Origin of the sequence: Streptomyces sp. SKN60, assembly GCF_026236535.1 — a bacterium.
Taxonomy (GTDB): Bacteria; Actinomycetota; Actinomycetes; order Streptomycetales; family Streptomycetaceae; genus Streptomyces.
Genome location: NZ_JAHTMW010000029.1, coordinates 16,280 through 41,334, shown reverse-complemented (window position 1 = coordinate 41,334; position 25,055 = coordinate 16,280). Strand labels below are relative to the sequence as shown.

The following is a 25,055-nucleotide window of genomic DNA, read 5'->3' as shown; positions in this document are numbered from 1 at the left end:
CATCGAAACCTCACAGCCGCCCGTGCAACCCTTTCGGGTGCCTTGCCGTCACACAAGGTGAACCATAGGGCTGAGGGAAGACGATGACCGAGCAGAACAGCAACGGCCGAATACGAGCCGGCGGCCGCCGCCGCAGGCCGCCCGCCAGGGGCCGCCGCGCCGCGGTCGTCGCCGCGTGGAGCGCCGCCGTGCTGGTCCTCGCCGGCGGCTCCGGACTCGGCTACGTGTACTTCAAGCTCAACGGCAACCTCGAAGGCGTCGACATCAACGGGGCGCTCGGCAAGGACCGGCCCGAGAACGTCGACAACGGCTCGATGGACATCCTCGTCCTCGGCTCCGACTCCCGCTCCGGCGCCAACGGCGCGTACGGCAAGGACGAGGGCGGCGCCCGCTCCGACACCGCGATGGTGGTGCACGTCTACGAGGGCCACAAGAAGGCCTCCGTGGTCTCCATCCCGCGCGACACCCTGATCGACCGCCCGCGGTGCACCTCCGGCGACGGCACCACCGCCCCCGCCGAGCACCGGGCCATGTTCAACACGGCGTACGAGGTCGGCGGCCCGGCCTGCGCCGTGAAGACCGTCGAGGCCATGTCCGGCATCCGCATGGACCACTACATCGAGGTCGACTTCACCGGCTTCAAGAAGCTCATCGACAAGCTCGGCGGCGTCGAGATCACCACCACCAAGGCCATCAAGGACGCCAAGAGCCACCTCGACCTCCCACCGGGCACCCACACCCTCGACGGCGAGCAGTCCCTCGGCCTGGTCCGCACCCGCAAGAGCGTCGGTGACGGCAGCGACCTCGGCCGCATCCAGCTCCAGCAGGCCTTCATGAAGGCCTTCATCGACCAGGTGAAGAGCGTCGGCGTCTTCTCCAACCCCAAGACGCTCTTCGACCTCGCCGACACCGCCACCAAGGCCATCACGCCGGACTCCGAGCTCGACTCCGTGAACGAGCTGATGGGCTTCGCCAAGGGCCTGTCCGGGCTCGGCGCCGACGACGTCCACATGATCACGCTGCCGGTCGAGTACGACCCCCGCGACCCCAACCGCGTCGTGCCCCTGGAGGCCCAGGGCAAGCAGGTCTGGGCGGCGCTCAAGGCGGACAGGCCGATCCCCGGGTCGGCCACCAGGGACGCCGCCACCGGCCAGGCCGCCGGCCTGGTGAAATGACCCCGCAGGGCACCCAGGAATAGTTCCGCACCGACCCCGGTTTTGGGAGATGCGGCCGGTCCTGGCAGACTGGTACGTCGGCCCCGGTTCACGCATGTGCATCCCGCACGGGCGACCCGGAGCCCTCCCGGAACTAGGAGACACCTTGAAGCGCGAGATCCACCCCGAGTACGTCGAGACCCAGGTCAGCTGCACCTGTGGCGCGTCGTTCACCACCCGTAGCACCCTCACCGAGGGCACCATCCGTGCCGAGGTCTGCTCCGAGTGCCACCCGTTCTACACGGGCAAGCAGAAGATCCTCGACACCGGCGGCCGCGTCGCCCGCTTCGAGGCCCGCTTCGGCAAGGCTGCCGGCTCCGCCAAGAAGTAGCGAGCCACAGCGCCGGTCTTCGGCTGCCCCTGCGCGGGGCGGCCGGGACCGGCGCTTTGCCGTCCCCGTAGCAACTGACGAAAACCCCAGGAGCCCCCGATGTTCGAGGCGGTCGAGGAACTGGTCGGCGAACGAGCCGACCTCGAGAAGCAGCTCGCCGATCCTTCGGTCCACGCCGACCAGGCCAACGCGCGCAAGCTGAACAAGCGGTACGCCGAGCTGACCCCGATCGTCGCCACCTATCTCTCCTGGAAGCAGACCGGTGACGACATCGAGACGGCCCGCGAGCTGATGCACGAGGACCCCGAGTTCGCCGCCGAGGTCAAGGAGCTGGAGAAGCAGCGCGAGGAGCTCACCGACAAGCTCCGCCTGCTGCTCGTTCCGCGTGACCCCAGCGACGACAAGGACGTCATCCTGGAGATCAAGGCCGGCGCGGGCGGCGACGAGTCCGCCCTGTTCGCCGGCGACCTGCTCCGGATGTACCTCCGCTACGCCGAGCGGATCGGCTGGAAGACCGAGATCATCGACTCCACCGAGTCCGAGCTCGGCGGCTACAAGGACGTCCAGGTCGCCGTGAAGACCAAGGGCGGCAACGGCGCGACCGAGCCCGGCCAGGGCGTCTGGGCCCGGCTGAAGTACGAGGGCGGGGTGCACCGCGTGCAGCGCGTGCCCGCCACCGAGTCGGCCGGCCGCATCCACACCTCCGCCGCCGGCGTGCTCGTCACCCCGGAGGCCGAGGAGGTCGACGTGGAGATCCACGCCAACGACCTGCGCATCGACGTCTACCGCTCGTCCGGCCCCGGCGGCCAGTCGGTCAACACCACCGACTCCGCGGTCCGCATCACGCACCTGCCGACCGGCATCGTCGCCTCCTGCCAGAACGAGAAGAGCCAGCTCCAGAACAAGGAGCAGGCCATGCGCATCCTCCGCTCCCGGCTGCTCGCCGCCGCGCAGGAGAAGGCCGAGGCCGAGGCCGCCGACGCCCGCCGCAGCCAGGTCCGCACCGTCGACCGCTCCGAGAAGATCCGTACGTACAACTTCCCGGAGAACCGCATCTCGGACCACCGCGTCGGCTTCAAGGCGTACAACCTGGACCAGGTGCTCGACGGCGAACTCGACCCCGTCATCCAGGCCTGCGTGGACGCGGACTCGGCGGCGAAGCTCGCCAACGCGTAAGCCAGCGCCCGTACTTGTCAGCCCCACCCGCACCACGGAGGACCAGCGTGAACCTGCTGCTTGCCGAGGTGGCCCAGGCCACCCAGCGGCTGGCCGACGCCGGCGTTCCCTCACCGCGTTTCGACGCCGAGGAGCTCGCCGCGTTCGTGCACGGCGTCAAGCGGGGGGAGCTGCACAACGTCAAGGACGCGGACTTCGACGCCCGCTACTGGGAGGCCATCGCCCGCCGCGAGGCGCGCGAGCCGCTCCAGCACATCACCGGCCGCGCGTTCTTCCGCTACCTGGAGCTCCAGGTCGGCCCCGGCGTCTTCGTGCCGCGCCCCGAGACCGAGTCCGTGGTCGGCTGGGCCATAGACGCGGTGCGGGCGATGGACGTCGTCGAACCGCTGATCGTCGACCTGTGCACCGGCTCCGGCGCGATCGCGCTCGCGCTGGCCCAGGAGGTGCCGCGCTCGCGCGTGCACGGCGTGGAGCTGTCCGAGGACGCGCTGGTGTGGACCCGCAAGAACGTCGACGGCTCCCGTGTGGTGCTGCACGAGGGCGACGCGCTCACCGCGCTGCCGGAGCTCAACGGGCAGGTCGACCTGGTCATCTCCAACCCGCCGTACATCCCGCTCACCGAGTGGGAGTACGTGGCGCCCGAGGCCCGCGACCACGACCCGGAGATGGCCCTCTTCTCCGGCGAGGACGGCCTCGACACCATCCGCGGCATCGAGCGCACCGCGCACCGGCTGCTGCGGCCCGGTGGCCTGGTGGTCATCGAGCACGCGGACACGCAGGGCGGCCAGGTGCCGTGGATCTTCAACGAGGAGGCCGGCTGGGCGGACGCCGCCGACCACCCCGACCTGAACAACCGGCCGCGTTTCGCGACCGCCCGCAAGGCGACCCCATGACCAGGCAGACGCACGACGTGTACGAGGAGGACCGGGACTGATGGCTCGGCGATACGACTGCAACGAGGCGACGGACCGGGCGACGGGTCTGCGTGAGGCCGCGTCCGCCGTACGCCGCGGCGAGCTGGTCGTCCTTCCCACGGACACGGTGTACGGGATCGGCGCGGACGCCTTCGGCTCGGAGGCCGTCGCGGACCTCCTCGCCGCGAAGGGGCGGGGCCGCAACATGCCCACGCCCGTGCTCATCGGCTCCCCGAACACCCTGCACGGCCTGGTCACGGACTTCTCCGAGATGGCGTGGGAGCTCGTCGACGCGTTCTGGCCGGGCGCGCTGACGCTGGTCGCCAAGCACCAGCCGTCGCTGCAGTGGGACCTCGGCGACACCCGGGGCACCGTCGCGATCCGGATGCCGCTGCACCCGGTCGCGATCGAGCTGCTCACGGAGGTCGGCCCGATGGCGGTCTCCTCGGCGAACCTCACCGGGCACCCGGCGCCGGAGGACTGCGACGCGGCGCAGGGCATGCTCGGCGACTCCGTCTCCGTGTACCTCGACGGCGGCCCGACCCCCGGCAACGTGCCGTCGTCCATCGTGGACGTGACGGGCAAGGTGCCGGTGCTGCTGCGCGAGGGCGCGCTCACGGCGGAGGAGCTCCGGAAGGTGGTACCCGACCTCGAGGTGGCGAATTGACCGCCCCTGAGGGGCGTGGCATAGCGGGGCACGAGCACGACGGCAAGACCTTCCGCATCCTCCACGTCAGCACCGGCAACGTCTGCCGCTCGCCGATCACCGAGCGGCTGACCCGCCATGCCCTGATCGACCGGCTCGGCGACCCCATGGGCGGCGGCCTGATCGTGGAGAGCGCGGGCACCTGGGGCCACGAGGGCGCCCCGATGGAGTCCAACGCGGAGCAGGTCCTCGCGGACTTCGGCGCGGACTTCAGCGGCTTCATGGGCCGCGAGCTCCTCGACGAGCACGTCATCCGCGCCGACCTGGTCCTCACCGCGACCCGCGACCACCGCGCGCAGGTCATCTCGATGGGCCACTCGGCGGGCCTGCGCACCTTCACCCTGAAGGAGTTCACCCGCCTCGTCCGCGCCATAGACCCGGCCACCCTCCCGGACCCCCGCGACGGCCACGGCACGGTCGACCGCGCGCGTGCCCTGGTCCGCGCTGCCGCGGCTCTACGCGGGTGGCTCCTGGCCCCGTCGCTGGAGGCGGACGAGGTGAACGACCCGTACGGGGCGCCGATCACGTTCTTCCGCTCGATCGGCGACGAGATTCAGCAGGCGCTGGACCCGGTGGTGACGGCGCTGACCGGGGTGCGGGCGCGGCGCTAGAAGGGCCCCTCGTGGGGCTCTGGAGGCCCATGGAGCAGTTCCGGGGGCGGGGGTGGGGGTTGGTGCCTAGAGTGGGGTTTCAGGTCCCCCCTCACGCACGGAGTGCGTCATGCCGGTCACCGCTCCCATCGAAGCCGAGCACGGGCTCGACGTGCTGCGCCGTCAGGATCCCGAGGTCGCCGACGTGCTGTTCGGGGAGGTGCGGCGGCAGGGGGACAGCCTGCAGCTGATCGCCGCCGAGAACTTCACCTCGGGCGCGGTGCTCGCCGCGCTGGGGTCGCAGCTCGCCAACAAGTACGCCGAGGGCTACCCGGGCGCCCGGCACCACGGCGGCTGTGAGTATGTCGACGCCGTCGAGCGGATCGCGATCGACCGCGCCCGGTCGCTCTTCGGGGCCGAGCACGCCAACGTACAGCCGCACTCCGGCTCCTCCGCCGTGCTCGCCGCCTACGCCGCGCTCCTGCGCCCCGGCGACACCGTGCTCGCGATGGGCCTCGCGTACGGCGGGCACCTCACCCACGGCTCGCCCGCCAACTTCTCCGGCCGCTGGTTCGACTTCGTCCCGTACGGCGTCGACGCCGAGACCGGGCTCGTCGACTACGAGCAGGTCGCCGCCCTCGCCCGGCACCACCGCCCCAAGGCGATCGTCTGCGGCTCGATCTCCTACCCCCGGCACCTCGACTACCCCCTCTTCCGCGCCATCGCCGACGAGGTCGGCGCGTACCTCATCGCCGATGCCGCCCACCCCCTCGGCCTGATCGCCGGCGGCGCGGCGCCGAGCCCCGTGCCGTACGCCGACATCGTCTGCGGCACCACCCACAAGGTGCTGCGCGGGCCGCGCGGCGGGCTGCTGCTGTGCGGGGCCGAGCTGGCCGAGCGGGTGGACCGGGCGGTGTTCCCGTTCTCCCAGGGCGGTGCGCAGATGCACACGATCGCGGCCAAGGCGGTGGCCTTCGGCGAGGCGTCCACCCCGGCCTTCACCACGTACGCCCATCAGGTGGTCGAGCACGCCCGGGTGCTCGCGGCCGCCCTCGCCGCCGAGGGCTTCGCGCTGACCACCGGCGGCACCGACACCCACCTCATCACCGCCGACCCCGCCCCGCTCGGCGTCGACGGGCGCACCGCGCGCGCCCGGCTCGGCGCCGCCGGCATCGTGCTCGACACCTGCGCGCTGCCGTACGGGGACGGCCGCGGCATCCGGCTCGGCACCGCGGCCGTCACCACCCAGGGCATGGGTGCCCCCGAGATGGCGAGAATTGCGGGATTGTTCACCGCCGCGTTGCGGGACGACGCGGAGGAGACGGCCCGGGTACGCGCGGAAGTACGCGCACTAGCAGGGCGTTTTCCCCCGTATGGCCGGTAGCGCGGGTCCCACCGCAACCGTTCGCGCCACCCGTATGTCCTCAACCATGGGGACGGCCCGGCTAGGGTGTGGGGCTGAGATGGCCAGCGATTCCTGTGGGGCAGCCCGTGCGTGATTACCTGCTGACGCTCTGTGTCACGGCCGCGGTGACCTATCTGCTGACCGGTCCGGTGCGGAAGTTCGCCATCGCGACCGGCGCGATGCCGGAGATCCGCGCCCGCGACGTGCACCGAGAACCGACTCCGCGGCTCGGTGGCATCGCCATGTTCTTCGGGCTGTGCGCCGGCCTGCTCGTCGCCGACCACCTGCAGAACCTCAACAGCGTCTTCGAACTGTCCAACGAGCCCCGCGCGCTGCTCTCCGGCGCCGCCCTGATCTGGCTGATCGGCGTCCTCGACGACAAGTTCGAGCTGGACGCGCTGATCAAGCTCGGCGCGCAGATGATCTCCGCGGGCGTGATGGTCATGCAGGGTCTGACGATCCTGTGGCTGCCCATCCCGGGCGTCGGCACGGTCGCGCTCACCCAGTGGCAGGGCACCCTCCTGACCGTCGCCCTGGTCGTCCTCACCATCAACGCCGTGAACTTCGTCGACGGCCTCGACGGCCTCGCCGCCGGCATGGTGTGCATCGCCGCCGCCGCCTTCTTCCTCTACGCGTACCGGATCTGGTTCAGCTACGGCATCGAGGCGGCCGCCCCCGCGACGCTCTTCGCCGCGATCCTGATGGGCATGTGCCTGGGCTTCCTGCCGCACAACATGCACCCGGCGCGGATCTTCATGGGTGACTCCGGCTCGATGCTGATCGGCCTGATCCTGGCCGCCTCGGCCATCTCCATCACCGGCCAGGTCGACCCCGACGCGCTGCGGATCTTCGAGGGGTCGACGAAGGCGGCCACGCACGCGGCGCTGCCGGTCTTCATCCCGCTGGTGCTGCCGCTGACCATCATCGCGATCCCGATGGCCGACCTGGTCCTGGCGATCGTGCGCCGTACGTGGAAGGGCCAGTCGCCGTTCGCGGCGGACCGCGGGCACCTGCACCACCGGCTCCTGGAGATCGGGCACTCGCACAGCCGCGCGGTGCTGATCATGTACTTCTGGTCGGCGCTCATCGCCTTCGGCACGCTGGCCTACTCGGTGCACTCGACCTCGATGTGGATCGTCCTCGCCGTGGTCTTCCTGAGCGCGGTCGGCCTGGTGCTGCTCCTGCTGCCCCGCTTCACGCCGCGCGCCCCGCGCTGGGCGGAGGCCGTCGTGCCGCCGCGCTACCGGCGCCGCCGCGTCGTCGTGGAACCGGAGCCGGCCGCCGTCCTGGAGGAGCGCGAGCCCGTGCCGGCCGGAGTCAACGGAGCGACCGCCATCGGTCACCGTTCGCGCTTCTCCGACCGGAGTAAGGCCGGAGCGCGCGGTTGACGCGTGGGTGAACCGCGGTTGACGAGAGTCGCATTCGAGGCCATTACCAGACATATCTCCCCGCTGCCGTGCACACACGCGCAGGGTCACTCTCACGTGTGAGAGTTGGCACACCCACGGGTAAAGACCTATTCAAATAGTTTGTGATACGGTTCACGAGACCCGGCGACAGTGCCGAAAGACCGTAGTGCGACGGTCTGTTGGCCCCGAGACACACCTCGGACCGGGCCTACGCTCGTCCCTGACGACACCATCGCCCCCACCAGCAAGCGGAGACACCGCCATGCCGTCCAACGACGCACGCACCCTGCTGCTCACCGCAGTGCCCACCGCCGCCGTAGGCGTCATCGCCACGGTTGTCAGCGGTGTGGTCGCCGGTGGCAAGGGTGCGCTCGGCGCCGTCGTCGGCACCGCCGTGGTCCTCCTCTTCATGGGTATCGGGCTGGTGGTTCTGCAGCGGACGGCGAAGAAGCTTCCGCAGCTGTTCCAGGCCATGGGACTGATGCTCTACACGGCCCAGCTGCTGGTCCTCTTCATCTTCCTGGCCTTGTTGAAGGACACCTCGGCGTTCGACTTCAAGGCCTTCGCCTTCACGCTGCTCGCCACGACCATCGTGTGGGTCGCCGCCCAGGCCCGGGCCTATATGAAGGCCAAGATCATGTACGTCGAGCCCGACAAAACGGGACCGAAGTCGTGAAGGGTAGGGCCGGGATAAAGAGCCGTTCGGCTTCCTGCTATCGTCCGGTGCCAACTGCGGCACTGCGGGCGCGGGCATCCGAAGCGGCGCCTGTCCCAGCGCGAGGCTCGATGCCGAACCGCCGCCCCCTTATCCGTAAGACCAGTCCAGTGCCGACCCGCGGCTGCGTGCCGCGCCGACACAACGAGGTTGCCGTACCTATGCGCCACGCTGAAGGAGCCCGCGGTGAGTGCTGACCAGACGCTTGCCTTCGACCCGGATTGCCACATCTTCACCGGATGTGGCTTCCCGGCGCCGGGGCTGCACACGTTCATGTACGAGCCCATCTTCACCGTGGGCAGCTTCGACTTCACCAAGCCGATGCTGCTCGCCATCCTGGGTTCGATCGTGGTCGTCGGCTTCTTCTGGGCCGCGTTCAACAAGCCGAAGCTGATCCCCGGCAAGATGCAGATGGTCGGCGAGGCCGGTTACGACTTCGTCCGCCGCGGCATCGTCTACGAGATCATCGGCAAGAAGGACGGCCAGAAGTACGTGCCGTTCATGGTCTCGCTGTTCTTCTTTGTATGGATCATGAACCTCTGGTCCATCATCCCGCTGGCACAGTTCCCGGTCACCTCGCTGATCGCCTTCCCGGCGGCCCTCGCGCTGATCGTCTACGTGATCTGGGTCTCGCTGACCTTCAAGAAGCACGGCTTCGTCGGCGGCTGGAAGAACATCCTCGGCTACGACAAGTCGCTGGGCGCGATCCTCCCCCTGATCATGCTGCTCGAGTTCTTCTCGAACCTGATCATCCGGCCCTTCACGCACGCGGTCCGACTGTTCGCGAACATGTTCGCCGGTCACCTGCTCATCGTGATGTTCTCGCTGGCCACCTGGTACCTCATGAACGGCCTCGGCTTCGTCTACGCCGGCGCCTCCTTCGTGATGGTCATCGTGATGACCGCCTTCGAGCTCTTCATCCAGGCCGTCCAGGCGTACGTCTTCGTCCTCCTGGCCTGCAGCTACGTCCAGGGCGCGCTCGCCGAGCACCACTGAGCCGGCCCGGCAGCAGCTTCACCACCCCCTTACCAACAGTCGTCCGGTGGCCAACCCCCACCGGGTCCTTGAAAGAGAAGGAAGAACCGGCATGTCCGCTCTCGAGACTCTCGCCGCCGTCAACGGAAACGTCGCCTCCATCGGCTACGGCCTCGCGGCCATCGGCCCCGGCGTCGGCGTCGGCATCATCTTCGGTAACGGCACCCAGGCCCTCGCCCGCCAGCCCGAGGCTGCCGGCCTGATCCGTACCAACCAGATCATGGGTTTCGCCTTCTGTGAGGCGCTCGCCCTCATCGGCATCGTCATGGGCTTCGTCTACAAGTAAGCCGGACCGACAGCCCGATTCTTTTTACGGAAGGCACTGATGTGAACGCTCTGCTTCTTGCGGAAGCGGCGGAGGAGCAGCCTCCGCTCATCCCGCATCTCGACGAGCTCGTCATCGGCCTGATCGCCTTCGTCATCGTCTTCGGCTTCCTCGCCAAGAAGCTCCTCCCGAACATCAACAAGGTTCTGGAAGAGCGCCGCGAGGCCATCGAGGGTGGCATCGAGAAGGCCGAGTCGGCCCAGATCGAGGCTCAGAGTGTGCTGGAGCAGTACAAGGCTCAGCTCGCCGAGGCCCGCCACGAAGCCGCGCGTCTCCGCCAGGAGGCGACGGAGCAGGGCACCGCGATCATCCAGGAGATGAAGGCGGAAGGCCAGCGCCAGCGCGAGGAGATCATCGCGGCCGGCCACACGCAGATCGAGGCCGACCGCAAGGCCGCGTCCGCCGCGCTGCGTCAGGATGTCGGCAAGCTCGCCACGGATCTGGCCGCGAAGCTGGTCGGCGAGTCCCTCGAGGACCACGCCCGCCAGAGCCGCACCATCGACCGGTTCCTCGACGAGCTCGAGGAGAAGGCCGAGGCCGTCCGATGAACGGAGCGAGCCGCGAAGCACTGAGCACCGCGCGCGAGGCCCTCGACGCGCTGACCGACAACACGTCGGTCGACGCCGGCAAGCTCGCGGGCGAGCTGGCGGCGGTCACCGCGCTGCTCGACCGCGAGGTGTCGCTGCGTCGGGTCCTGACCGACCCGGCGCAGGCGGGCGAGGCCAAGGCCGAACTCGCACAGCGCCTTCTGTCGGGTCAGGTGGACGGCCCCGCCGTCGACCTGGTCTCCGGAATGGTCCGCTCCCGCTGGTCGCAGTCGCGCGACCTGGTCGACGGTCTCGAGGAGCTGGCGAACACCGCCGACCTCACCGCCGCCCAGAAGGCGGGCGGCCTCGACGACGTCGAGGACGAGCTGTTCCGATTCGGCCGGATCGTCTCCTCCAGCAACGAGCTCCGCTCGGCGCTGACGGACAAGAAGGCCACGGCCTCCGCCAAGGGCGAGCTGCTCCGCAGCCTGCTCGGCGGCAAGGCCGACGCCGTCACCGAGCGCCTGGTCGTGCGTCTGGTGACCCAGCCCCGGGGACGTAGCCTGGAAGCGGGACTCGAGTCCCTGTCCAAGCTCGCCGCGGCGCGCCGGGACCGCATGGTCGCCGTCGTCACCACGGCGGTGCCGCTGACCGACCAGCAGAAGCAGCGCCTCGGCGCCGTCCTCGCCAAGCTGTACGGCCGCCCGATGCACCTGAACCTGGACGTGGACCCCACGGTCCTCGGCGGGATCTCGGTGCGGGTCGGCGACGAGGTCATCGACGGCACCATCGCGGAGCGTCTCGACGAGGCGACCCGCCGCCTGGCCGGCTGACGGCAGCCACACAGCAGAACAGCAACACGGCAACACAAGCGGCCCGGTTGGGCCGTGCAGAGATTGCAGAAGATTCCTGGGGGTCGGCCCCCAGACCCCTTAAGAAACTTCGGGCCCAACAAGGAGAGCAGGGAACCCAGATGGCGGAGCTCACGATCCGGCCGGAGGAGATCCGGGACGCGCTGGAGAACTTCGTCCAGTCGTACCAGCCGGACGCGGCCTCGCGCGAGGAGGTCGGCACGGTCAGCCTGGCCGGCGACGGCATCGCCAAGGTCGAGGGTCTTCCCTCGGCCATGGCGAACGAGCTGCTGAAGTTCGAGGACGGCACCCTCGGTCTCGCGCTGAACCTCGAAGAGCGCGAGATCGGTGCGATCGTCCTCGGCGAGTTCAGCGGCATCGAGGAGGGACAGTCGGTGCAGCGCACCGGCGAGGTCCTCTCCGTCGGTGTCGGTGAGGGATACCTGGGTCGCGTCGTCGACCCGCTCGGCAACCCGATCGACGGTCTCGGCGAGATCGCGACCGAGGGCCGCCGCGCCCTCGAGCTGCAGGCCCCGGGCGTTATGGCCCGTAAGTCGGTGCACGAGCCGATGGAGACCGGCTACAAGGCCGTCGACGCCATGACGCCGGTCGGCCGTGGTCAGCGTCAGCTGGTCATCGGCGACCGTCAGACCGGCAAGACCGCGCTGTGCGTCGACACGATCATCAACCAGCGCGATAACTGGCGCTCGGGCGACGTGAACAAGCAGGTCCGCTGCATCTACGTCGCCGTCGGCCAGAAGGGCTCGACCATCGCGTCCGTCCGCGGCGCCCTGGAAGAGGCCGGCGCGCTCGAGTACACGACGATCGTCGCCGCCCCGGCGTCCGACCCGGCCGGCTTCAAGTACCTGGCGCCGTACACCGGTTCCGCCATCGGTCAGCACTGGATGTACCAGGGCAAGCACGTCCTGATCGTCTTCGACGACCTGTCGAAGCAGGCCGACGCCTACCGCGCCGTGTCGCTGCTGCTGCGCCGCCCGCCGGGCCGTGAGGCCTACCCGGGTGACGTCTTCTACCTGCACTCGCGTCTCCTCGAGCGCTGCGCCAAGCTCTCGGACGAGCTGGGTGCCGGTTCGATGACCGGTCTGCCGATCGTCGAGACCAAGGCCAACGACGTCTCGGCGTTCATCCCGACCAACGTCATCTCCATCACCGACGGCCAGTGCTTCCTGGAGTCCGACCTGTTCAACGCCGGCCAGCGTCCGGCCCTGAACGTCGGTATCTCGGTCTCCCGAGTCGGTGGCTCCGCCCAGCACCCGGCCATGAAGCAGATCGCCGGCCGCCTCCGCGTGGACCTGGCCCAGTTCCGTGAGCTCGAGGCGTTCGCCGCCTTCGGTTCCGACCTGGACGCCGCGTCGAAGGCGCAGCTGGAGCGCGGTCAGCGCATGGTCGAGCTGCTCAAGCAGGCTCAGTACCAGCCGATGCCGACCGAGAACCAGGTCGTCTCCGTCTGGGCCGGCACCACCGGCAAGATGGACGACGTCCCGGTCGCCGACATCCGTCGCTTCGAGGCCGAGCTTCTTGCGTACCTGCGCCAGAACCACGCGAGCCTCATGACCTCCATCCGCGAGGGCAAGAAGATGTCGGACGACACCCTGACGGCCGTCGCCGACGCCATCGCGGAGTTCAAGAAGCAGTTCGAGACCTCTGACGGCAAGCTGCTCGGCGACGACGCCTCCGCCGTCAACGTCTCGAAGTGACGACGGAAGGGACCTGACTCATGGGAGCGCAGCTCCGGGTCTACAAGCGTCGCATCAAATCCGTCACCGCGACGAAGAAGATCACCAAGGCGATGGAGATGATCGCCGCCTCGCGTGTCGTCAAGGCGCAGCGCAAGGTGCAGGCGTCGACTCCGTACGCGACCGAGCTCACGCGCGCGGTCACGGCCGTGGCCACGGGTGCGAACGACAAGCACCCGCTGACCACGGAGGCGGAGAACCCGAGCCGTGCCGCGGTCCTGCTCCTCTCGAGCGACCGCGGTCTGGCCGGTGCCTTCAACTCCAACGCCATCAAGGCGGCGGAGCAGCTCATCAAGAAGCTGGAGGGCGAGGGCAGGGAGGTCGACATCTACGTGGTCGGCCGCCGTGGCGTCGCGCACTTCAACTTCCGTGAGCGGAAGCTGAGCGACACGTGGGTCGGCTTCACGGACGAGCCCACGTACGCCGACGCCAAGAAGATCGCGGTACCGCTGATCGAGGCGATCGAGAAGGACACGGCCGAGGGTGGCGTGGACGAGCTCCACATCATCTACACCGAGTTCGTCTCGATGATGACCCAGACGGCGATCGAGGCCCGGCTGCTGCCCCTCAGCCTCGACGAGGTGGCGAAGGAGGCCGGCGAGCCGGACACCCTCCGACCGCTGTACGACTTCGAGCCGTCGGCGGAGGACGTCCTCGACGCCCTGCTGCCGCGCTACGTCGAGAGCCGGATCTACAACGCGCTGCTGCAGTCGGCTGCCTCCAAGCACGCCGCCACGCGCCGCGCGATGAAGTCGGCCACCGACAACGCGGGAGACTTGATCAACAACCTCTCCCGACTTGCCAACGCGGCCCGCCAGGCCGAAATCACCCAGGAAATCAGCGAGATCGTCGGTGGCACCGCAGCCCTGGCCGACGCGACCGCGGGGAGTGACAAGTAATGACGACCACTGTTGAGACGGCCGCCGCCACGGGCCGCGTCGCCCGGGTCATCGGCCCGGTCGTCGACGTGGAGTTCCCCGTCGACGCGATGCCGGAGATCTACAACGCCCTGCACGTCGAGGTCGCCGACCCGGCCGAGGAGGGCGCGAAGAAGACGCTGACCCTCGAGGTCGCGCAGCACCTCGGTGACGGCATCGTCCGCACCATCTCGATGCAGCCCACCGACGGTCTGGTCCGCCAGGCCCCCGTGGTGGACACCGGCGACGGCATCACCGTGCCCGTCGGCGACGTCACCAAGGGCCGCGTGTTCAACACGCTGGGTCAGATCCTGAACGAGCCCGAGGCCGAGTCCGAGGTCGGCGAGCGCTGGTCCATCCACCGCAAGGCCCCGGCGTTCGACCAGCTCGAGTCGAAGACCGAGATGTTCGAGACCGGCCTGAAGGTCGTCGACCTTCTCACCCCGTACGTCAAGGGTGGAAAGATCGGTCTGTTCGGTGGCGCCGGTGTCGGCAAGACCGTTCTGATCCAGGAAATGATCATGCGTGTGGCCAAGCTGCACGAGGGTGTTTCCGTGTTCGCCGGTGTCGGTGAGCGTACGCGTGAGGGCAACGACCTCATCGCGGAGATGGAGGACTCGGGCGTCCTCGACAAGACCGCCCTTGTCTTCGGCCAGATGGACGAGCCGCCGGGCACCCGTCTCCGGGTGGCCCTCGCCGGTCTGACCATGGCGGAGTACTTCCGCGATGTGCAGAAGCAGGACGTGCTGTTCTTCATCGACAACATCTTCCGCTTCACCCAGGCCGGTTCCGAGGTGTCGACCCTGCTCGGCCGGATGCCCTCCGCGGTGGGTTACCAGCCGAACCTGGCCGACGAGATGGGTCTCCTCCAGGAGCGCATCACCTCGACCCGTGGTCACTCGATCACCTCGATGCAGGCGATCTACGTCCCCGCCGACGACCTCACCGACCCGGCGCCGGCGACCACCTTCGCCCACCTCGACGCGACGACGGTTCTCTCCCGTCCGATCTCCGAGAAGGGCATCTACCCGGCCGTGGACCCGCTGGACTCCACGTCCCGGATCCTGGACCCGCGCTACATCGCGCAGGACCACTACGACGCCGCCACGCGCGTCAAGGGCATCCTGCAGAAGTACAAGGACCTCCAGGACATCATCGCGATCCTCGGTATCGACGAGCTGAGCGAGGAGGACAAGCTCGTTGTCCACCGCGCCCGCCGTGTCGAGCGCTTCCTGTCCCAGAACACCCACGCGGCGAAGCAGTTCACCGGTGTGGACGGTTCGGACGTTCCGCTCGACGAGTCGATCGCCGCGTTCAACGCGATCTGCGACGGTGAGTTCGACCACTTCCCGGAGCAGGCGTTCTTCATGTGCGGTGGTCTTGAGGACCTCAAGAACAACGCCAAGGAGCTCGGCGTCTCCTGAGCCCCGTGCTCGCCTGAGGGGGGCGGGACTGGTCCCGCCCCCCTCTCCACGCCCACTAGCTGCATCCCCCGGGGGACAACCCCCGGACCCCCGGCAGAGAAGAGCCGGGGCGAGGGCTCTGGCGCACCGGCGCCGTCCGCCCTACTAGACTTTGACCCAACACCCGGCAGCACCGCCGGGTGGTGACCCGAGGAGCCACCCTTGGCTGCTGAGCTGCACGTCGAGCTGGTCGCCGCGGACCGGAGTGTCTGGTCCGGCGAGGCCACCCTGGTCATCGCGCGTACCACCTCCGGCGACATCGGCGTCATGCCCGGCCACCAGCCGCTGCTCGGTGTGCTGGAGTCGGGCCCGGTGACGATCCGTACGAGCGAGGGCGGCACGGTCGTGGCCGCCGCCCACGGCGGTTTCATCTCCTTCGCCGATGACAAGCTGTCTCTGCTCGCGGAGATCGCCGAGCTGGCGGACGAGATCGACGCCCAGCGTGCCGAGCGCGCGCTGGAGCGCGCGAAGGCCGAGGAGGACGCCGCCGCCGAGCGGCGCGCCGAGGTCCGGCTGCGCGCGGTAGCGGTCCGCTAGCGGACCGCGCCGAGAGCCCCAGACCTCAGCCGCGGCACGGCTGGAATGTTCCGGATGGAATGTTTCGGACCGTGCCGCGGCTGAGGCGATGCATATGCAGGTCGTATTCGGTCAGGCCGGTTCCGCCGGCCACGGGACGCAGCGAGGAGGTCGGTGAAGATGTTCCTCGCGCTGCTCGTGTGCGGCCTGGTCGTCGCGACTCTGGTGATCGGGCTCTTCGTCTTCGGCTTGCGCCGCAGGCTCATCCAGCGGGCCGGCGGCACCTTCGACTGTTCGCTGCGCAGCCCCGTGGCGGAGACCCCGGACCGCAGCGGCAAGGGCTGGTCCTACGGGGTGGCCCGGTACAGCGGTGACGAGATCGCCTGGTTCCGGGTCTTCTCGTACGCGCCCCGCCCCAAGCACGTCATGGAGCGCTCGGCCATCGAGGTCCTGGAGCGCCGGATGCCGGAGGGCGAGGAGGAGCTCGCGCTGCTCTCGGACTCCGTGATCCAGGGCTGCCGGGTGAACGGCACGCGCCTTGAGCTGGCGATGAGCGAGGACGCCCTGACCGGCTTCCTGGCCTGGCTGGAGGCGGCACCGCCCGGCCAGAGGGTGAATGTCGCGTAGCGCGTAGTGAATCTCGCGTAGAGACATGAAGAAGCGGGGACGGCGTGCTGCGCCGTCCCCGCTTCGTCGTACGGAAACTAGCTCAGACCGCTGTTGATGGCGCCGACCAGCTCGCCGTTGCTGGTGTCACCGCTGAACTCCCAGAAGAACGCGCCGCCGAGGCCGTTGTTCTTGGCCCAGCTCATCTTGGAGTTGACGGTGGCGGGGGTGTCGTAGCTCCACCAGTTGGTGCCGCAGTGGGCGTAGGCGGTGCCGGCGACGGTGCCGTTGGCCGGGCAGGAGTTCTTGAGGACCTTGTAGTCCTCGATGCCCTGCTCGTACGTGCCCTGCGCCGGTCCGGTGGCGGTGCCGCCGGGGGCGGACTGGGTGACGCCGGTCCAGCCGCGCCCGTAGAAGCCGATGCCGAGCAGCAGCTTGTTCGACGGGACGCCCTTGGCCTTGAACTTGGCGATCGCCTCGGCGGAGTTGAAGCCCTGCTGCGGGATGCCGGCGTACGAGGTCAGCGGGGAGTGCGGGGCCGTCGGGCCCTGCGCCGCCCAGGCGCCGAAGAAGTCGTACGTCATCACGTTGAACCAGTTCATGTACTGCGCGGCGCCCGCGTAGTCGGTGGCGTCGATCTTGCCGCCGGCGGAGGCGTCGGCGGTGACGGCCGCGGTGACGATCCCGTTGGCGCCGAACTTGGCGCGCATCGCCTGCATCATGTTCTTGAAGGCGTTCGGGCCGCTGGTGTCACAGGACAGACCACAGGCGTTGGGGTACTCCCAGTCCAGGTCGATGCCGTCGAAGACATCGGCCCAGCGCGGGTCCTCCACCAGGTCGTAGCAGGACTGCGCGAAGGCGGTCGGGTTCTGCACGGCCTGGCCGAAGCCACCGGACCAGGTCCAGCCGCCGAAGGACCAGATGACCTTGATGTTCGGGTAGGCCTTCTTCAGCTTGCGCAGCTGGTTGAAGTTGCCGCGCAGCGGCTGGTCCCAGGTGTCGGCGACGCCGTCCACGGACTGGTCGGCGGTGTACGCCTTGTCGTAGTCGGCGTAGGAGTCACCGATGGTGCACTTGCCGCCGGAGACGTTGCCGAAGGCGTAGTTGATGTGGGTGATCTTGGACGCGGAGCCCGAGGTCACGATGTTCTTCACGTGGTAGTTGCGCCCGTAGACGCCCCAGTTGGTGAAGTAGCCCATCTTCACCACGTTCGGGGGCGGAGTGCCGCCTCCGCCGCCGGTGGTGTGGACCGGGGTGGCGGCGCTGGCCGGGCCGGTCTGGTCGATGGTGTCGCGGGCGACGACCGTGTAGCTGTAGTCGGTGCCGGCGGACAGACCGCTGTCGGTGTACGTGAGGCCCGTGGTCGTGGTGACCTTGGCGCCGTCCCGCAGCACGTCGTAGTTCTTGACGCCCTTGTCGTCGGTGGCCGCGGTCCAGGTGAGCTTCACCGAGGTGTCGGTGATGTTGGAGGCGACCGGGGTGCCGGGGGCGGAGGGGGCGTTGTCGCCGGGCTGGCCGCCGGAGCCGTCGCAGGAGCCGCCGTTGACCTTGCAGCCGGACGGGGCACCGGAGCCGGTGCCGTTGAAGCCGAAGGAGATGGTCGCGCCGGGGGCGAGGGTGCCGTTCCAGCCGACGTTCTTGGCGGTCCAGTGGGTTCCGGAGCTGGTGACGGTGGCGTCCCAGGCGGAGGTGACGGCGGTGCCGGAGGGGAAGTCCCACTCGACGGTCCAGGAGGAGAGCGTGGTGGTGCCGGTGTTCTTCACCGTCCACTTGCCCTCGAAGCCGGAGCCCCAGTCCTGGGTCTTCTGATAGGTGGCGGTCGCGGAGGTGGCTGCCTCGGCGGGGGCGGCGAGGCCGATCATCGCGGCCAGGGGCAGGACGAGGGCGGTCAGACCGGCGGCGGCCCGGCGTCTGAAGCCTGTTCTGCGCGTCGGTGCTTGAGTGCTCAACGGTGCTCCTCAAGTTGCGGACGTTGCGGACGACAAAGGGTGGGGGTGGTCCGAAAGGGTGCGCGCGCCCCGCGAGCGTAGAAAGGTCTGGACCAGCCGTCAAGAGGTCCAGACCAACGTCGGAATGCGTGCTTTCAGATCCCCAACTCCTGGGCGAGCACGGCGGCTTGGACCCGGCTGCGCAGCTCCAGCTTGCCAAGGACCTTGCTGACGTGCGTCTTCACCGTCGCCTCCGCCATGTCGAGCCGCACCGCGATCTCCGCGTTCGACAGGCCGCTGCCGAGCGCCCCGAGCACCTCCCGCTCGCGCGGGGTCAGCCGGTCCACGACGCCCGGATCGACCCGGGGCTCGGGGCGGCGCGGGGCCGCGAACTCGGCGATCAGCCGCCGGGTCACCGCCGGGGCGATCAGCCCCTCGCCGCGCGCCACCGTCCGTACCGCCTCGATGAGGTCCCGGGCGTCCGTGTTCTTCAGGAGGAAGCCGGCGGCGCCCGCGCGCAGCGCCCCGAACACGTACTCGTCGAGGTCGAAGGTGGTGAGCACGAGGACGTCGGCCAGGCCCTCGGTCACCACCTGCCGGGTCGCCGACACCCCGTCCAGCTTCGGCATCTGCACATCCATCAGGACCAGGTCCGGGCGCAGCGCGCGGGCCAGCTCGACGGCCTGCTCGCCGTCCGCCGCCTCGCCCACCACCTCGATGTCGGGCGCGCTGCCCAGGATCAGCACCAGCCCGGCCCGTACCGCGCTCTGGTCCTCGGCGACCACGACCCGGATCACCCGGGCTCCGCTCGCCCGGGCCCCACCCGTACCGCCTGTGTCCGTCATGCGTCCGGTGTCCTCTCCTCCGCGGGCAGCACCGCCCGCACCTGCCAGGTCTTCGTCCCGTCGTCCGCGGACACCGGTCCCGCCTCGAACTCCCCGCCGAGCAGCGCCACCCGCTCGCGCATCCCCACCAGACCGGCCCCCGAGCCCGGCGCGCGCGGCCCCGGCCGGTCACCGTACGGGCTGGTCACCCGCACCGTCAGCGCCCGCGCGTCACGGGCCAGGAACACGGCGACGGTGCCCGGGGCGGCGTGCTTCAGCGCGTTGGTCAGCGACTCCTGCACGATCCGGTACGCGGCCAGCTCCACCGGCGCCGGCAGCGGATGGCCGCCCTCGGGCCGGGTGTCCTCCAGGGCGAAGCCGAGCCCGCTGGACTCGCCGTTCGTCCGGGCCTGCGCGAGCAGCGCCTCCAGACCGGCCAGGGTCGGTGCGGCGGCCGGCTCGGCGTCCCCGCTGCTGTCCCGCAGCAGCCCGATCAGCCGGCGCATCTCCGCGAGGCCGGCCACGCTGTTCTCCCGGATCACGGTCAGCGCCTGCCGGGTGGTGGCCGGGTCGTCCAGGGACAGCGCGGCGGTGGAGTGGATCGCGATGGCCGAGAGATGGTTGGCGACCATGTCGTGCAGCTCGCGAGCCATCCGGCTGCGCTCGGCGGTCACCGCCTGCGCCCGGTCCATCTCGGCGAGCAGCGCGGTCTGCTCGGCCCGCAGCCGGGCGGCCTCCGCCGCCTCCCGGTGGTTGCGCACGATGGCCCCGGTGACCGCCGGCAGGAAGGAGATCATGCCCGAGAGCACGCCCACGAGCAGCGCGATCGCGTTCTGCCACCAGATCAGCAGCCCCACCGTGATCCCCACGGTGATCAGGCCCGTGGTGTACGGGATGCGGCGCGCCGAGGCCGGCGGGCCGTACACCACCGACGCGTAGACCACGTCCGTGAACATCAGCACGGTGGCGAGGTTGCCGTTGGTGAACTGGTCCGCCGTGATGGCGAGCGTGCCGACGATCAGCGCGGTGCGCGGAGCCGTGCGGCGCAGCGCCTCCATCGCCGACATCACGGTCAGCGGGACCAGGGTGGCCCAGCGCGCCTCGACGACCCGGTCACCGGTCACGAACAGACCGAAGAACCACAGGATCAGGCCGCCGACCAGTCCGGCGAGGGCGATCAGCAGGTCGTCGCGGTGGGGGCGGGGAAGGCGCACGTCCCCATCCAACACGGTGGGTCCGGCCCCGGCGTCCTCGTCCGGGCCGAGCCGCGCCCCCGTCGGACTCCGTCGAAGGATGTAGCCGCGGTTCATCGGCGCCGACGACGCGCGGGCCCCGTCCGCACGGAAGCCTGGAGACGTACCGAAAGGGGAGTCCCGTGATCGTCACGCTGATCGTGATCTGCGAGGTCGGCTTCTGGGTCCTGCTCGCCGCCGGACTCGCCGCCCGCTATCTGCTGCGGATGCCGCGCACCGGCCTCGCGCTGCTGCTCTGCGAGCCGCTCCTGGAGGTGCTGCTCCTGGTGGTGACGGCCGTCGACCTGAAGAACGGCGCCGACCCCAGCTGGAAGCACGGCCTCGCCGCGCTCTATATCGGCTACACCGTCGGCCACGGCCACCGCACGGTGAAGTGGCTCGACGGCCACGCCGCCCACCGCCTCGCGGGCGGCCCGCCGCCGGTGAAGCCGCCGCGCTACGGCATGGCCCGGGCCCGCCACGAGGGCAAGGTGTGGCTGGGCTCGGTGCTCGCCGCGGCCGTCGCCTCCGGCCTGCTGCTCCTCGCCATCCGGTACGTCGGCCCCGACGGGAACACCGAGTCGCTGTGGGCCTGGATCGGGACCGCCTGGCGGGCGGCCGGCATCCACGGCGTGATCGCGCTCTCGTACGCGCTCTGGCCGAAGAAGGCGCCCAAGGAGGCGGAACCGTCAGCGGTCCCCGCCCGGGACCCAGAGCACGTCCCCGACCTCGCGGTTCGCCACCCGGGCAAGGATGCTGCATCCCCCGGGGGACAACCCCCGGACCCCCGGCAGCAGGGTGCGTCGGTGTCCCCGTCAGCGGTCCCCGCCTGGCACCCACAGGACGTCCCCGACCTCCCGGTTGGCGATCCTCGCAAGGATGAAGAGCAGGTCTGAGAGCCGGTTGAGGTACGTGGCGGTGAGCGGGTTCATGGTCTCCCCGTGCACCTCCATCGCCGCCCACGTGGACCGCTCGGCCCGCCGGACCACCGTGCACGCCTGGTGCAGCAGCGCCGCGCCGGGCGTGCCGCCGGGCAGGATGAAGGAGCGCAGCTTGTCGAGCCGCTCCAGGAAGAGGTCGCAGTCCGCCTCCAGCTTGTCGATGTACGACTGCTCGACGCGCAGCGGCGGGTACTGCGGGTTCTCCACCACCGGGGTGGACAGGTCGGCGCCCACGTCGAACAGGTCGTTCTGCACGCGGACGAGGACCTTCACCACGTCCTCGTCGAGCTGCCCGAGGGCGATGGCCGTGCCGATGACGGCGTTGGCCTCGTTGGCGTCGGCGTAGGCCGAGATCCGCAGATCGGTCTTGGCGGTCCGGCTCATGTCGCCGAGGGCGGTGGTGCCCTGGTCGCCGGTGCGGGTGTAGATGCGCGTCAGATTGACCATGAGTCCAGCGTAGTTACGCCTGGGCCCCGCGGAACGTCCGTGTGCCGACCGTCACGGCGAGCGTCACGAGTCCGGCCGCGGCGAGGAGGCCGTACAGCATCGTCGGGGTCGCGTAGTGCCCCACGTACGCGTCCCGTACGGCGTCCACCAGATAGCGGAACGGCATGAAGTGCGAGAGCACGTCGAGCCAGCCGGGCGCGAGGGCCATCGGGAGCATCAGGCCGGACAGCAGCATCGAGGGCATGGCCAGGGTGTTGATCGCCGGGCCGAACTCCTGCGGGCTGGGCAGCCGCAGCGCGAGGACGTACGAGAGCGAGGCGAGCGAGAAGGTCAGCAGGGCGACGAAGCCGAAGCCGATGAGGACGCCGGCGAGCGGCGCCCGCAGGCCCATGAGCAGGGCGGCGAGGACAAGCAGGACGGCCTGGAAGAGGAAGAGGGCGGTGTCCCGCAGGGTCCGGCCGAGCAGCAGCGCGAGGCGGCTGACCGGGGTGACCCGCATGCGTTCGAGGACGCCCCAGTTCTTCTCCATGATGACGGCGAAGCCGGCGAACGAGGCCCCGAACAGGCCGAGCTGGAGCAGCAGCCCCGGCACCAGGACCTGCCAGGCGTCGCCCTCGCGGCCGAGCGGGAGGCCGGTGAGCAGCGGGCCGAAGAAGAACAGGTAGAGCAGCGGCATCAGCGCGCCGAAGAAGATCTGGAACGGCGAGCGCAAGGTCTGCCGGGCGTAGCGGCCGAAGAGGACCGCGGTGTCGTGGAGAAGCATCGCGTGGGTTCCTGGAGTGTGATCCGGTCGGGCGGCGGTCAGACGGCGACGGGGGTGGTGTCGACGGGCGCGGGGCCGCGCCCGGTGATGGCGAGGAAGGCGTCCTGGAGGGTGTCCGCGCCGTGCTCGGCGCGGAGCGCCGCGGGGGAGCCCTCGGCGGCGACGACGCCCCGGTCGATGATCACCAGCCGGTCGGCGAGGGCGTCCGCCTCGTCGAGGTAGTGGGTGGTGAGGACGACGGTGGTGCCGTGCTCGTCGCGCAGCCGCCGCACAAGCGCCCACAGGGCGGCCCGGCTGCCGGGGTCGAGGCCGGTGGTCGGCTCGTCGAGGAAGAGCAGCGCGGGGCGGTGGGTCAGGCCGAGGGCGAGGTCGAGCCGGCGCTTCTGGCCGCCGGAGAGCGCGGTGGTGCTCCGGTCGAGGAGCTCGGTGAGGTCGAGGTCGCGGGCGAGTTCGCCGGCCCGGGCCGCGGCCTCGGCGCGCGGGAGCCCGTAGAGCCGTCCCTGGAGGACGAGTTCGGAGCGCACGGTCTCCTGTGGGTCGACGCCGCCGCCCTGGGCGACGTACCCGATCTTCCGGCGGACGCCGACGGGGTCGCGCAGCAGGTCGTGGCCGGCGACGGTGGCGGCTCCGCCGGTGGGCGGGAGCAGGGTGCTGAGCATGCGCAGGGTCGTGGACTTGCCGGCGCCGTTCGGGCCGAGGAAGCCGAGGATCTCGCCGGGGCGGACGGTGAGGTCGATGCCGCGGACCGCGTGCACCTCGCCCCGTGGCGTGCGGAAGGTCCGGGAGAGCCCGGACGCACTGATGATTGCCATAGTGACTACAAAAACAGAGTCACTGGAATTTTGCAACGCCTCCAAAATTCAAGGAGGTGCACGGCTGCCTAGGATGAGCGCATGGCTGAAGGGCTGAGGGAGCGCAAGAAGCGCCAGACGAAACAGCGGATCTCGGACATCGCGACCGGGCTCTTCCTGGAGCGCGGCTTCCAGGCCGTGACGGTGGCGGAGATCGCGGAGGCCGCCGACGTCTCCGTCAACACCGTCTACAACTACTTCCCGGCCAAGGAGGACCTCTTCCTCGACCGGATGGAGGGCGTCGCCCACCGCCTCGCCCGGATGATCCGCGGCCGCGACCCGGGCGAGTCCGCCGCCCGGGCCGTGCTCCGCGAGATCCGCGGCCATCTCGCCGCCGTCTCGCCCGCGTACGGACTCATGGACGGCTACGCCGACTTCATGCGGGTGATCGACGAGGCCCCCACCCTCCAGGCCCGGCTCATGGCCCTCCAGCAGGAGGTCCGCCGGACCACCGTCGCCGCCCTGCGCGAGGAGGCCGGCACCGGGCCCGACGACCCGATGCCGCTGCTCGTCGGCGGCCAGATCGCCTGGATCCAGGGCGCCGTCGTCGAGTTCATCAGCGACCGGATGACCTCCGGGCACAAGGCGAACGAGGTCTCCCGCGAGGCCCTCGACCTGCTCGACGAGATCGAGGACCTGCTCAGCGCGGCCGTGCTCGACTACGCGGTGCGCCCGGCCGGCTGAGCCGCTGCCACGCCGCCGGAGGCCCGTACCCCCGCCGCGAGCGCGCGGGCCGCCCGTACCGCCTCCTCCTCCGTGGAGAACCGGCCGAAGCCCACCCGGATGCTGCCCCGGATCCGCTCCGGCGCCAGCCCGATCGCGGACAGCACGTGCGAGGGCTCCTGCGCGGAGCTGTTGCACGCCGAGCCCGAGGACACGGCCACCTCCGTCACCTCCAGGAGCAGCTGCTGCGCGTCCGCGCCCGCGAAGGACAGGTTCACCGCCTGCGGCAGGAAGCCCTCGTCCGTCCCGCTGTTGAGCGTGTACGGCACGAGCCCGGCCAGCTCCGCGAGGAACCAGGCCCGCAGGCCGGCGAGGCGCGCCGCCTCCCGCTCGCGGCCCGCCGCGAGCAGCTCGACCGCCGTCGCCAGACCGATCACCGCCGCGGTGTTGAGGGTGCCCGCCCGCAGCCCGCGCTCCTGGCCGCCGCCGTGCAGCAGCGGCGCCAGCGGGGCCCGGTCGGACAGCGCGTTCGACACGTAGAGCACGCCCACGCCCTTGGGGCCGTAGATCTTGTGCCCGGAGAAGGTCAGCAGGTCCACGCCGAGCGCGCGCACGTCCACCGCGAGCGTGCCGACGCCCTGGGTCGCGTCGCAGTGCAGCGGCACCCCGGCCGCCCGGGTGAGCTCGGCGATCGCGGCCACCGGCTGGACCGTCGCGATCTCGTTGTTCGCCAGCATCACCGATACCAGGGCGGTCTCGGGGCGTAACGCCGCCGCCACCGCCGCCGGGTCCACCCGGCCCGCCGCGTCCACCGGGAGCACGGTCACCTCGTGGCCCGCCGCGCGCAGCGAACGGCAGGTGTCGAGCACGGACTTGTGCTCCACCGCCGTGGTGATCACATGCCGCGGCCGGGCCGGCGGCCGGGCGGCGTCCGGCCCGCCGCCCCTTG

Annotated in this window: 26 protein-coding genes and 1 pseudogene; 20 read left to right on the top strand and 7 right to left on the bottom strand. The window is 70.2% G+C overall.

Annotated features, from left to right (window positions below):
* The first annotated feature begins 83 nt into the window (after positions 1-83).
* The 18 genes from KV205_RS32910 (at position 84) to KV205_RS32825 (ending at position 16,478) form a co-directional block, all read left to right on the top strand.
* Positions 84-1,175, top strand: a complete 1,092-nt coding sequence (locus KV205_RS32910; RefSeq protein ID WP_265868533.1) for an LCP family protein — start codon at positions 84-86, stop codon at positions 1,173-1,175.
* A gap of 145 nt (positions 1,176-1,320) precedes the next feature.
* On the top strand, positions 1,321-1,545 hold the full coding sequence (gene rpmE, locus KV205_RS32905; RefSeq protein ID WP_030761597.1) for a 50S ribosomal protein L31: 225 nt from the start codon (positions 1,321-1,323) through the stop codon (positions 1,543-1,545).
* 99 nt (positions 1,546-1,644) lie between these two features.
* Complete coding sequence (prfA, locus tag KV205_RS32900) at positions 1,645-2,721, top strand: peptide chain release factor 1 (RefSeq protein ID WP_265868523.1); 1,077 nt, start codon at positions 1,645-1,647, stop codon at positions 2,719-2,721.
* A gap of 47 nt (positions 2,722-2,768) precedes the next feature.
* A complete protein-coding gene (gene prmC / locus KV205_RS32895; RefSeq protein WP_265868522.1) occupies positions 2,769-3,614 on the top strand; it encodes a peptide chain release factor N(5)-glutamine methyltransferase in 846 nt (281 codons plus the stop codon).
* 40 nt (positions 3,615-3,654) lie between these two features.
* The gene (locus KV205_RS32890) at positions 3,655-4,302 is read left to right on the top strand and encodes an L-threonylcarbamoyladenylate synthase (RefSeq protein ID WP_265868521.1); all 648 of its coding nucleotides are present in this window, start codon (positions 3,655-3,657) and stop codon (positions 4,300-4,302) included.
* On the top strand, positions 4,299-4,952 hold the full coding sequence (locus KV205_RS32885) for a protein-tyrosine-phosphatase (RefSeq protein ID WP_265868520.1): 654 nt from the start codon (positions 4,299-4,301) through the stop codon (positions 4,950-4,952). The genes KV205_RS32890 and KV205_RS32885 overlap by 4 nt, the downstream gene beginning before the upstream one ends.
* A 109-nt stretch (positions 4,953-5,061) precedes the next feature.
* On the top strand, positions 5,062-6,315 hold the full coding sequence (gene glyA, locus KV205_RS32880) for a serine hydroxymethyltransferase (RefSeq protein ID WP_265868519.1): 1,254 nt from the start codon (positions 5,062-5,064) through the stop codon (positions 6,313-6,315).
* 107 nt (positions 6,316-6,422) lie between these two features.
* Positions 6,423-7,724 (top strand): MraY family glycosyltransferase, encoded by a 1,302-nt coding sequence (locus KV205_RS32875; RefSeq protein ID WP_265868518.1) that lies wholly within the window; start codon positions 6,423-6,425, stop codon positions 7,722-7,724.
* Positions 7,725-8,007: 283 nt separating this feature from the next.
* Entirely contained in the window at positions 8,008-8,421 is a 414-nt protein-coding gene (locus KV205_RS32870) for a hypothetical protein (protein ID WP_265868517.1), read from the top strand.
* Between the two features lie 225 nt (positions 8,422-8,646).
* On the top strand, positions 8,647-9,456 hold the full coding sequence (gene atpB, locus KV205_RS32865; RefSeq protein ID WP_265868515.1) for a F0F1 ATP synthase subunit A: 810 nt from the start codon (positions 8,647-8,649) through the stop codon (positions 9,454-9,456).
* Between the two features lie 91 nt (positions 9,457-9,547).
* Positions 9,548-9,781 (top strand): ATP synthase F0 subunit C, encoded by a 234-nt coding sequence (gene atpE / locus KV205_RS32860; RefSeq protein ID WP_010474382.1) that lies wholly within the window; start codon positions 9,548-9,550, stop codon positions 9,779-9,781.
* A gap of 41 nt (positions 9,782-9,822) precedes the next feature.
* A complete protein-coding gene (locus KV205_RS32855; RefSeq protein ID WP_265868513.1) occupies positions 9,823-10,368 on the top strand; it encodes a F0F1 ATP synthase subunit B in 546 nt (181 codons plus the stop codon).
* Positions 10,365-11,180 (top strand): F0F1 ATP synthase subunit delta, encoded by an 816-nt coding sequence (locus KV205_RS32850; RefSeq protein WP_265868512.1) that lies wholly within the window; start codon positions 10,365-10,367, stop codon positions 11,178-11,180. The genes KV205_RS32855 and KV205_RS32850 overlap by 4 nt, the downstream gene beginning before the upstream one ends.
* 140 nt (positions 11,181-11,320) lie before the next feature.
* Complete coding sequence (gene atpA / locus KV205_RS32845) at positions 11,321-12,916, top strand: F0F1 ATP synthase subunit alpha (RefSeq protein ID WP_265868511.1); 1,596 nt, start codon at positions 11,321-11,323, stop codon at positions 12,914-12,916.
* Between the two features lie 20 nt (positions 12,917-12,936).
* Entirely contained in the window at positions 12,937-13,854 is a 918-nt protein-coding gene (locus KV205_RS32840) for a F0F1 ATP synthase subunit gamma (protein WP_265868510.1), read from the top strand.
* Positions 13,854-15,296 carry a F0F1 ATP synthase subunit beta gene (gene atpD / locus KV205_RS32835; RefSeq protein WP_265868509.1) on the top strand — a complete coding sequence of 481 codons (1,443 nt, stop codon included), beginning with the start codon at positions 13,854-13,856 and terminating at the stop codon, positions 15,294-15,296. The genes KV205_RS32840 and atpD overlap by 1 nt, the downstream gene beginning before the upstream one ends.
* A gap of 201 nt (positions 15,297-15,497) precedes the next feature.
* Positions 15,498-15,872 (top strand): F0F1 ATP synthase subunit epsilon, encoded by a 375-nt coding sequence (locus tag KV205_RS32830; protein ID WP_265868508.1) that lies wholly within the window; start codon positions 15,498-15,500, stop codon positions 15,870-15,872.
* Positions 15,873-16,031: 159 nt separating this feature from the next.
* Positions 16,032-16,478 carry a DUF2550 domain-containing protein gene (locus KV205_RS32825; RefSeq protein ID WP_265868570.1) on the top strand — a complete coding sequence of 149 codons (447 nt, stop codon included), beginning with the start codon at positions 16,032-16,034 and terminating at the stop codon, positions 16,476-16,478.
* A gap of 77 nt (positions 16,479-16,555) precedes the next feature.
* Here KV205_RS32825 and KV205_RS32820 read toward each other — a convergent pair whose 3' ends face one another.
* The 3 genes from KV205_RS32820 to KV205_RS32810 form a co-directional block, all read right to left on the bottom strand.
* Positions 16,556-18,406: a glycosyl hydrolase family 18 protein gene (locus tag KV205_RS32820; RefSeq protein WP_374214763.1), complete on the bottom strand. Its 1,851-nt coding sequence runs from the start codon at positions 18,404-18,406 to the stop codon at positions 16,556-16,558.
* 134 nt (positions 18,407-18,540) lie between these two features.
* On the bottom strand, positions 18,541-19,230 hold the full coding sequence (locus KV205_RS32815; RefSeq protein ID WP_274711128.1) for a response regulator transcription factor: 690 nt from the start codon (positions 19,228-19,230) through the stop codon (positions 18,541-18,543).
* Positions 19,227-20,423 carry a sensor histidine kinase gene (locus KV205_RS32810; RefSeq protein WP_265868507.1) on the bottom strand — a complete coding sequence of 399 codons (1,197 nt, stop codon included), beginning with the start codon at positions 20,421-20,423 and terminating at the stop codon, positions 19,227-19,229. Before KV205_RS32810 ends, KV205_RS32815 begins: the two co-directional genes overlap by 4 nt.
* A gap of 161 nt (positions 20,424-20,584) precedes the next feature.
* On the opposite strand from KV205_RS32810, the pseudogene KV205_RS32805 reads away from it, so the two are divergent.
* Positions 20,585-21,208: pseudogene (locus tag KV205_RS32805) on the top strand (hypothetical protein); the annotation flags it as partial.
* A 48-nt stretch (positions 21,209-21,256) separates the two neighbouring features.
* Here KV205_RS32805 and KV205_RS32800 read toward each other — a convergent pair.
* The 3 genes from KV205_RS32800 to KV205_RS32790 are packed head-to-tail and all read right to left on the bottom strand — an operon-like array spanning position 21,257 to position 23,404.
* Positions 21,257-21,829, bottom strand: coding sequence for a cob(I)yrinic acid a,c-diamide adenosyltransferase (locus KV205_RS32800; RefSeq protein WP_265868504.1), 573 nt, complete (start codon positions 21,827-21,829; stop codon positions 21,257-21,259).
* 13 nt (positions 21,830-21,842) lie between these two features.
* Positions 21,843-22,592 (bottom strand): ABC transporter permease, encoded by a 750-nt coding sequence (locus KV205_RS32795; RefSeq protein WP_265868503.1) that lies wholly within the window; start codon positions 22,590-22,592, stop codon positions 21,843-21,845.
* Positions 22,593-22,630: 38 nt separating this feature from the next.
* Positions 22,631-23,404, bottom strand: coding sequence for an ABC transporter ATP-binding protein (locus tag KV205_RS32790; RefSeq protein ID WP_265868502.1), 774 nt, complete (start codon positions 23,402-23,404; stop codon positions 22,631-22,633).
* An 81-nt stretch (positions 23,405-23,485) separates the two neighbouring features.
* Between KV205_RS32790 and KV205_RS32785 the strand changes: the two genes are divergently transcribed.
* On the top strand, positions 23,486-24,127 hold the full coding sequence (locus KV205_RS32785) for a TetR/AcrR family transcriptional regulator (RefSeq protein ID WP_265868501.1): 642 nt from the start codon (positions 23,486-23,488) through the stop codon (positions 24,125-24,127).
* Here the strand turns inward: KV205_RS32785 and KV205_RS32780 are convergent.
* Positions 24,103-25,005 carry a cysteine desulfurase family protein gene (locus KV205_RS32780; RefSeq protein WP_265868500.1) on the bottom strand — a complete coding sequence of 301 codons (903 nt, stop codon included), beginning with the start codon at positions 25,003-25,005 and terminating at the stop codon, positions 24,103-24,105. The genes KV205_RS32785 and KV205_RS32780 overlap by 25 nt on opposite strands.
* Between the last annotated feature and the right edge of the window lie 50 nt (positions 25,006-25,055).

Coding starts and splice junctions, on each gene's coding strand:
- KV205_RS32910 (WP_265868533.1), top strand. CDS start 84: ATGACCGAGCAGAACAGCAACGGCCGAATACGAGCCGGCGGCCGCCGC.
- prfA (WP_265868523.1), top strand. CDS start 1,645: ATGTTCGAGGCGGTCGAGGAACTGGTCGGCGAACGAGCCGACCTCGAG.
- KV205_RS32890 (WP_265868521.1), top strand. CDS start 3,655: ATGGCTCGGCGATACGACTGCAACGAGGCGACGGACCGGGCGACGGGT.
- glyA (WP_265868519.1), top strand. CDS start 5,062: ATGCCGGTCACCGCTCCCATCGAAGCCGAGCACGGGCTCGACGTGCTG.
- KV205_RS32870 (WP_265868517.1), top strand. CDS start 8,008: ATGCCGTCCAACGACGCACGCACCCTGCTGCTCACCGCAGTGCCCACC.
- atpE (WP_010474382.1), top strand. CDS start 9,548: ATGTCCGCTCTCGAGACTCTCGCCGCCGTCAACGGAAACGTCGCCTCC.
- KV205_RS32850 (WP_265868512.1), top strand. CDS start 10,365: ATGAACGGAGCGAGCCGCGAAGCACTGAGCACCGCGCGCGAGGCCCTC.
- atpA (WP_265868511.1), top strand. CDS start 11,321: ATGGCGGAGCTCACGATCCGGCCGGAGGAGATCCGGGACGCGCTGGAG.
- KV205_RS32840 (WP_265868510.1), top strand. CDS start 12,937: ATGGGAGCGCAGCTCCGGGTCTACAAGCGTCGCATCAAATCCGTCACC.
- atpD (WP_265868509.1), top strand. CDS start 13,854: ATGACGACCACTGTTGAGACGGCCGCCGCCACGGGCCGCGTCGCCCGG.
- KV205_RS32825 (WP_265868570.1), top strand. CDS start 16,032: ATGTTCCTCGCGCTGCTCGTGTGCGGCCTGGTCGTCGCGACTCTGGTG.
- KV205_RS32815 (WP_274711128.1), bottom strand. CDS start 19,230: ATGACGGACACAGGCGGTACGGGTGGGGCCCGGGCGAGCGGAGCCCGG.
- KV205_RS32800 (WP_265868504.1), bottom strand. CDS start 21,829: ATGGTCAATCTGACGCGCATCTACACCCGCACCGGCGACCAGGGCACC.
- KV205_RS32795 (WP_265868503.1), bottom strand. CDS start 22,592: ATGCTTCTCCACGACACCGCGGTCCTCTTCGGCCGCTACGCCCGGCAG.
- KV205_RS32790 (WP_265868502.1), bottom strand. CDS start 23,404: ATGGCAATCATCAGTGCGTCCGGGCTCTCCCGGACCTTCCGCACGCCA.
- KV205_RS32785 (WP_265868501.1), top strand. CDS start 23,486: ATGGCTGAAGGGCTGAGGGAGCGCAAGAAGCGCCAGACGAAACAGCGG.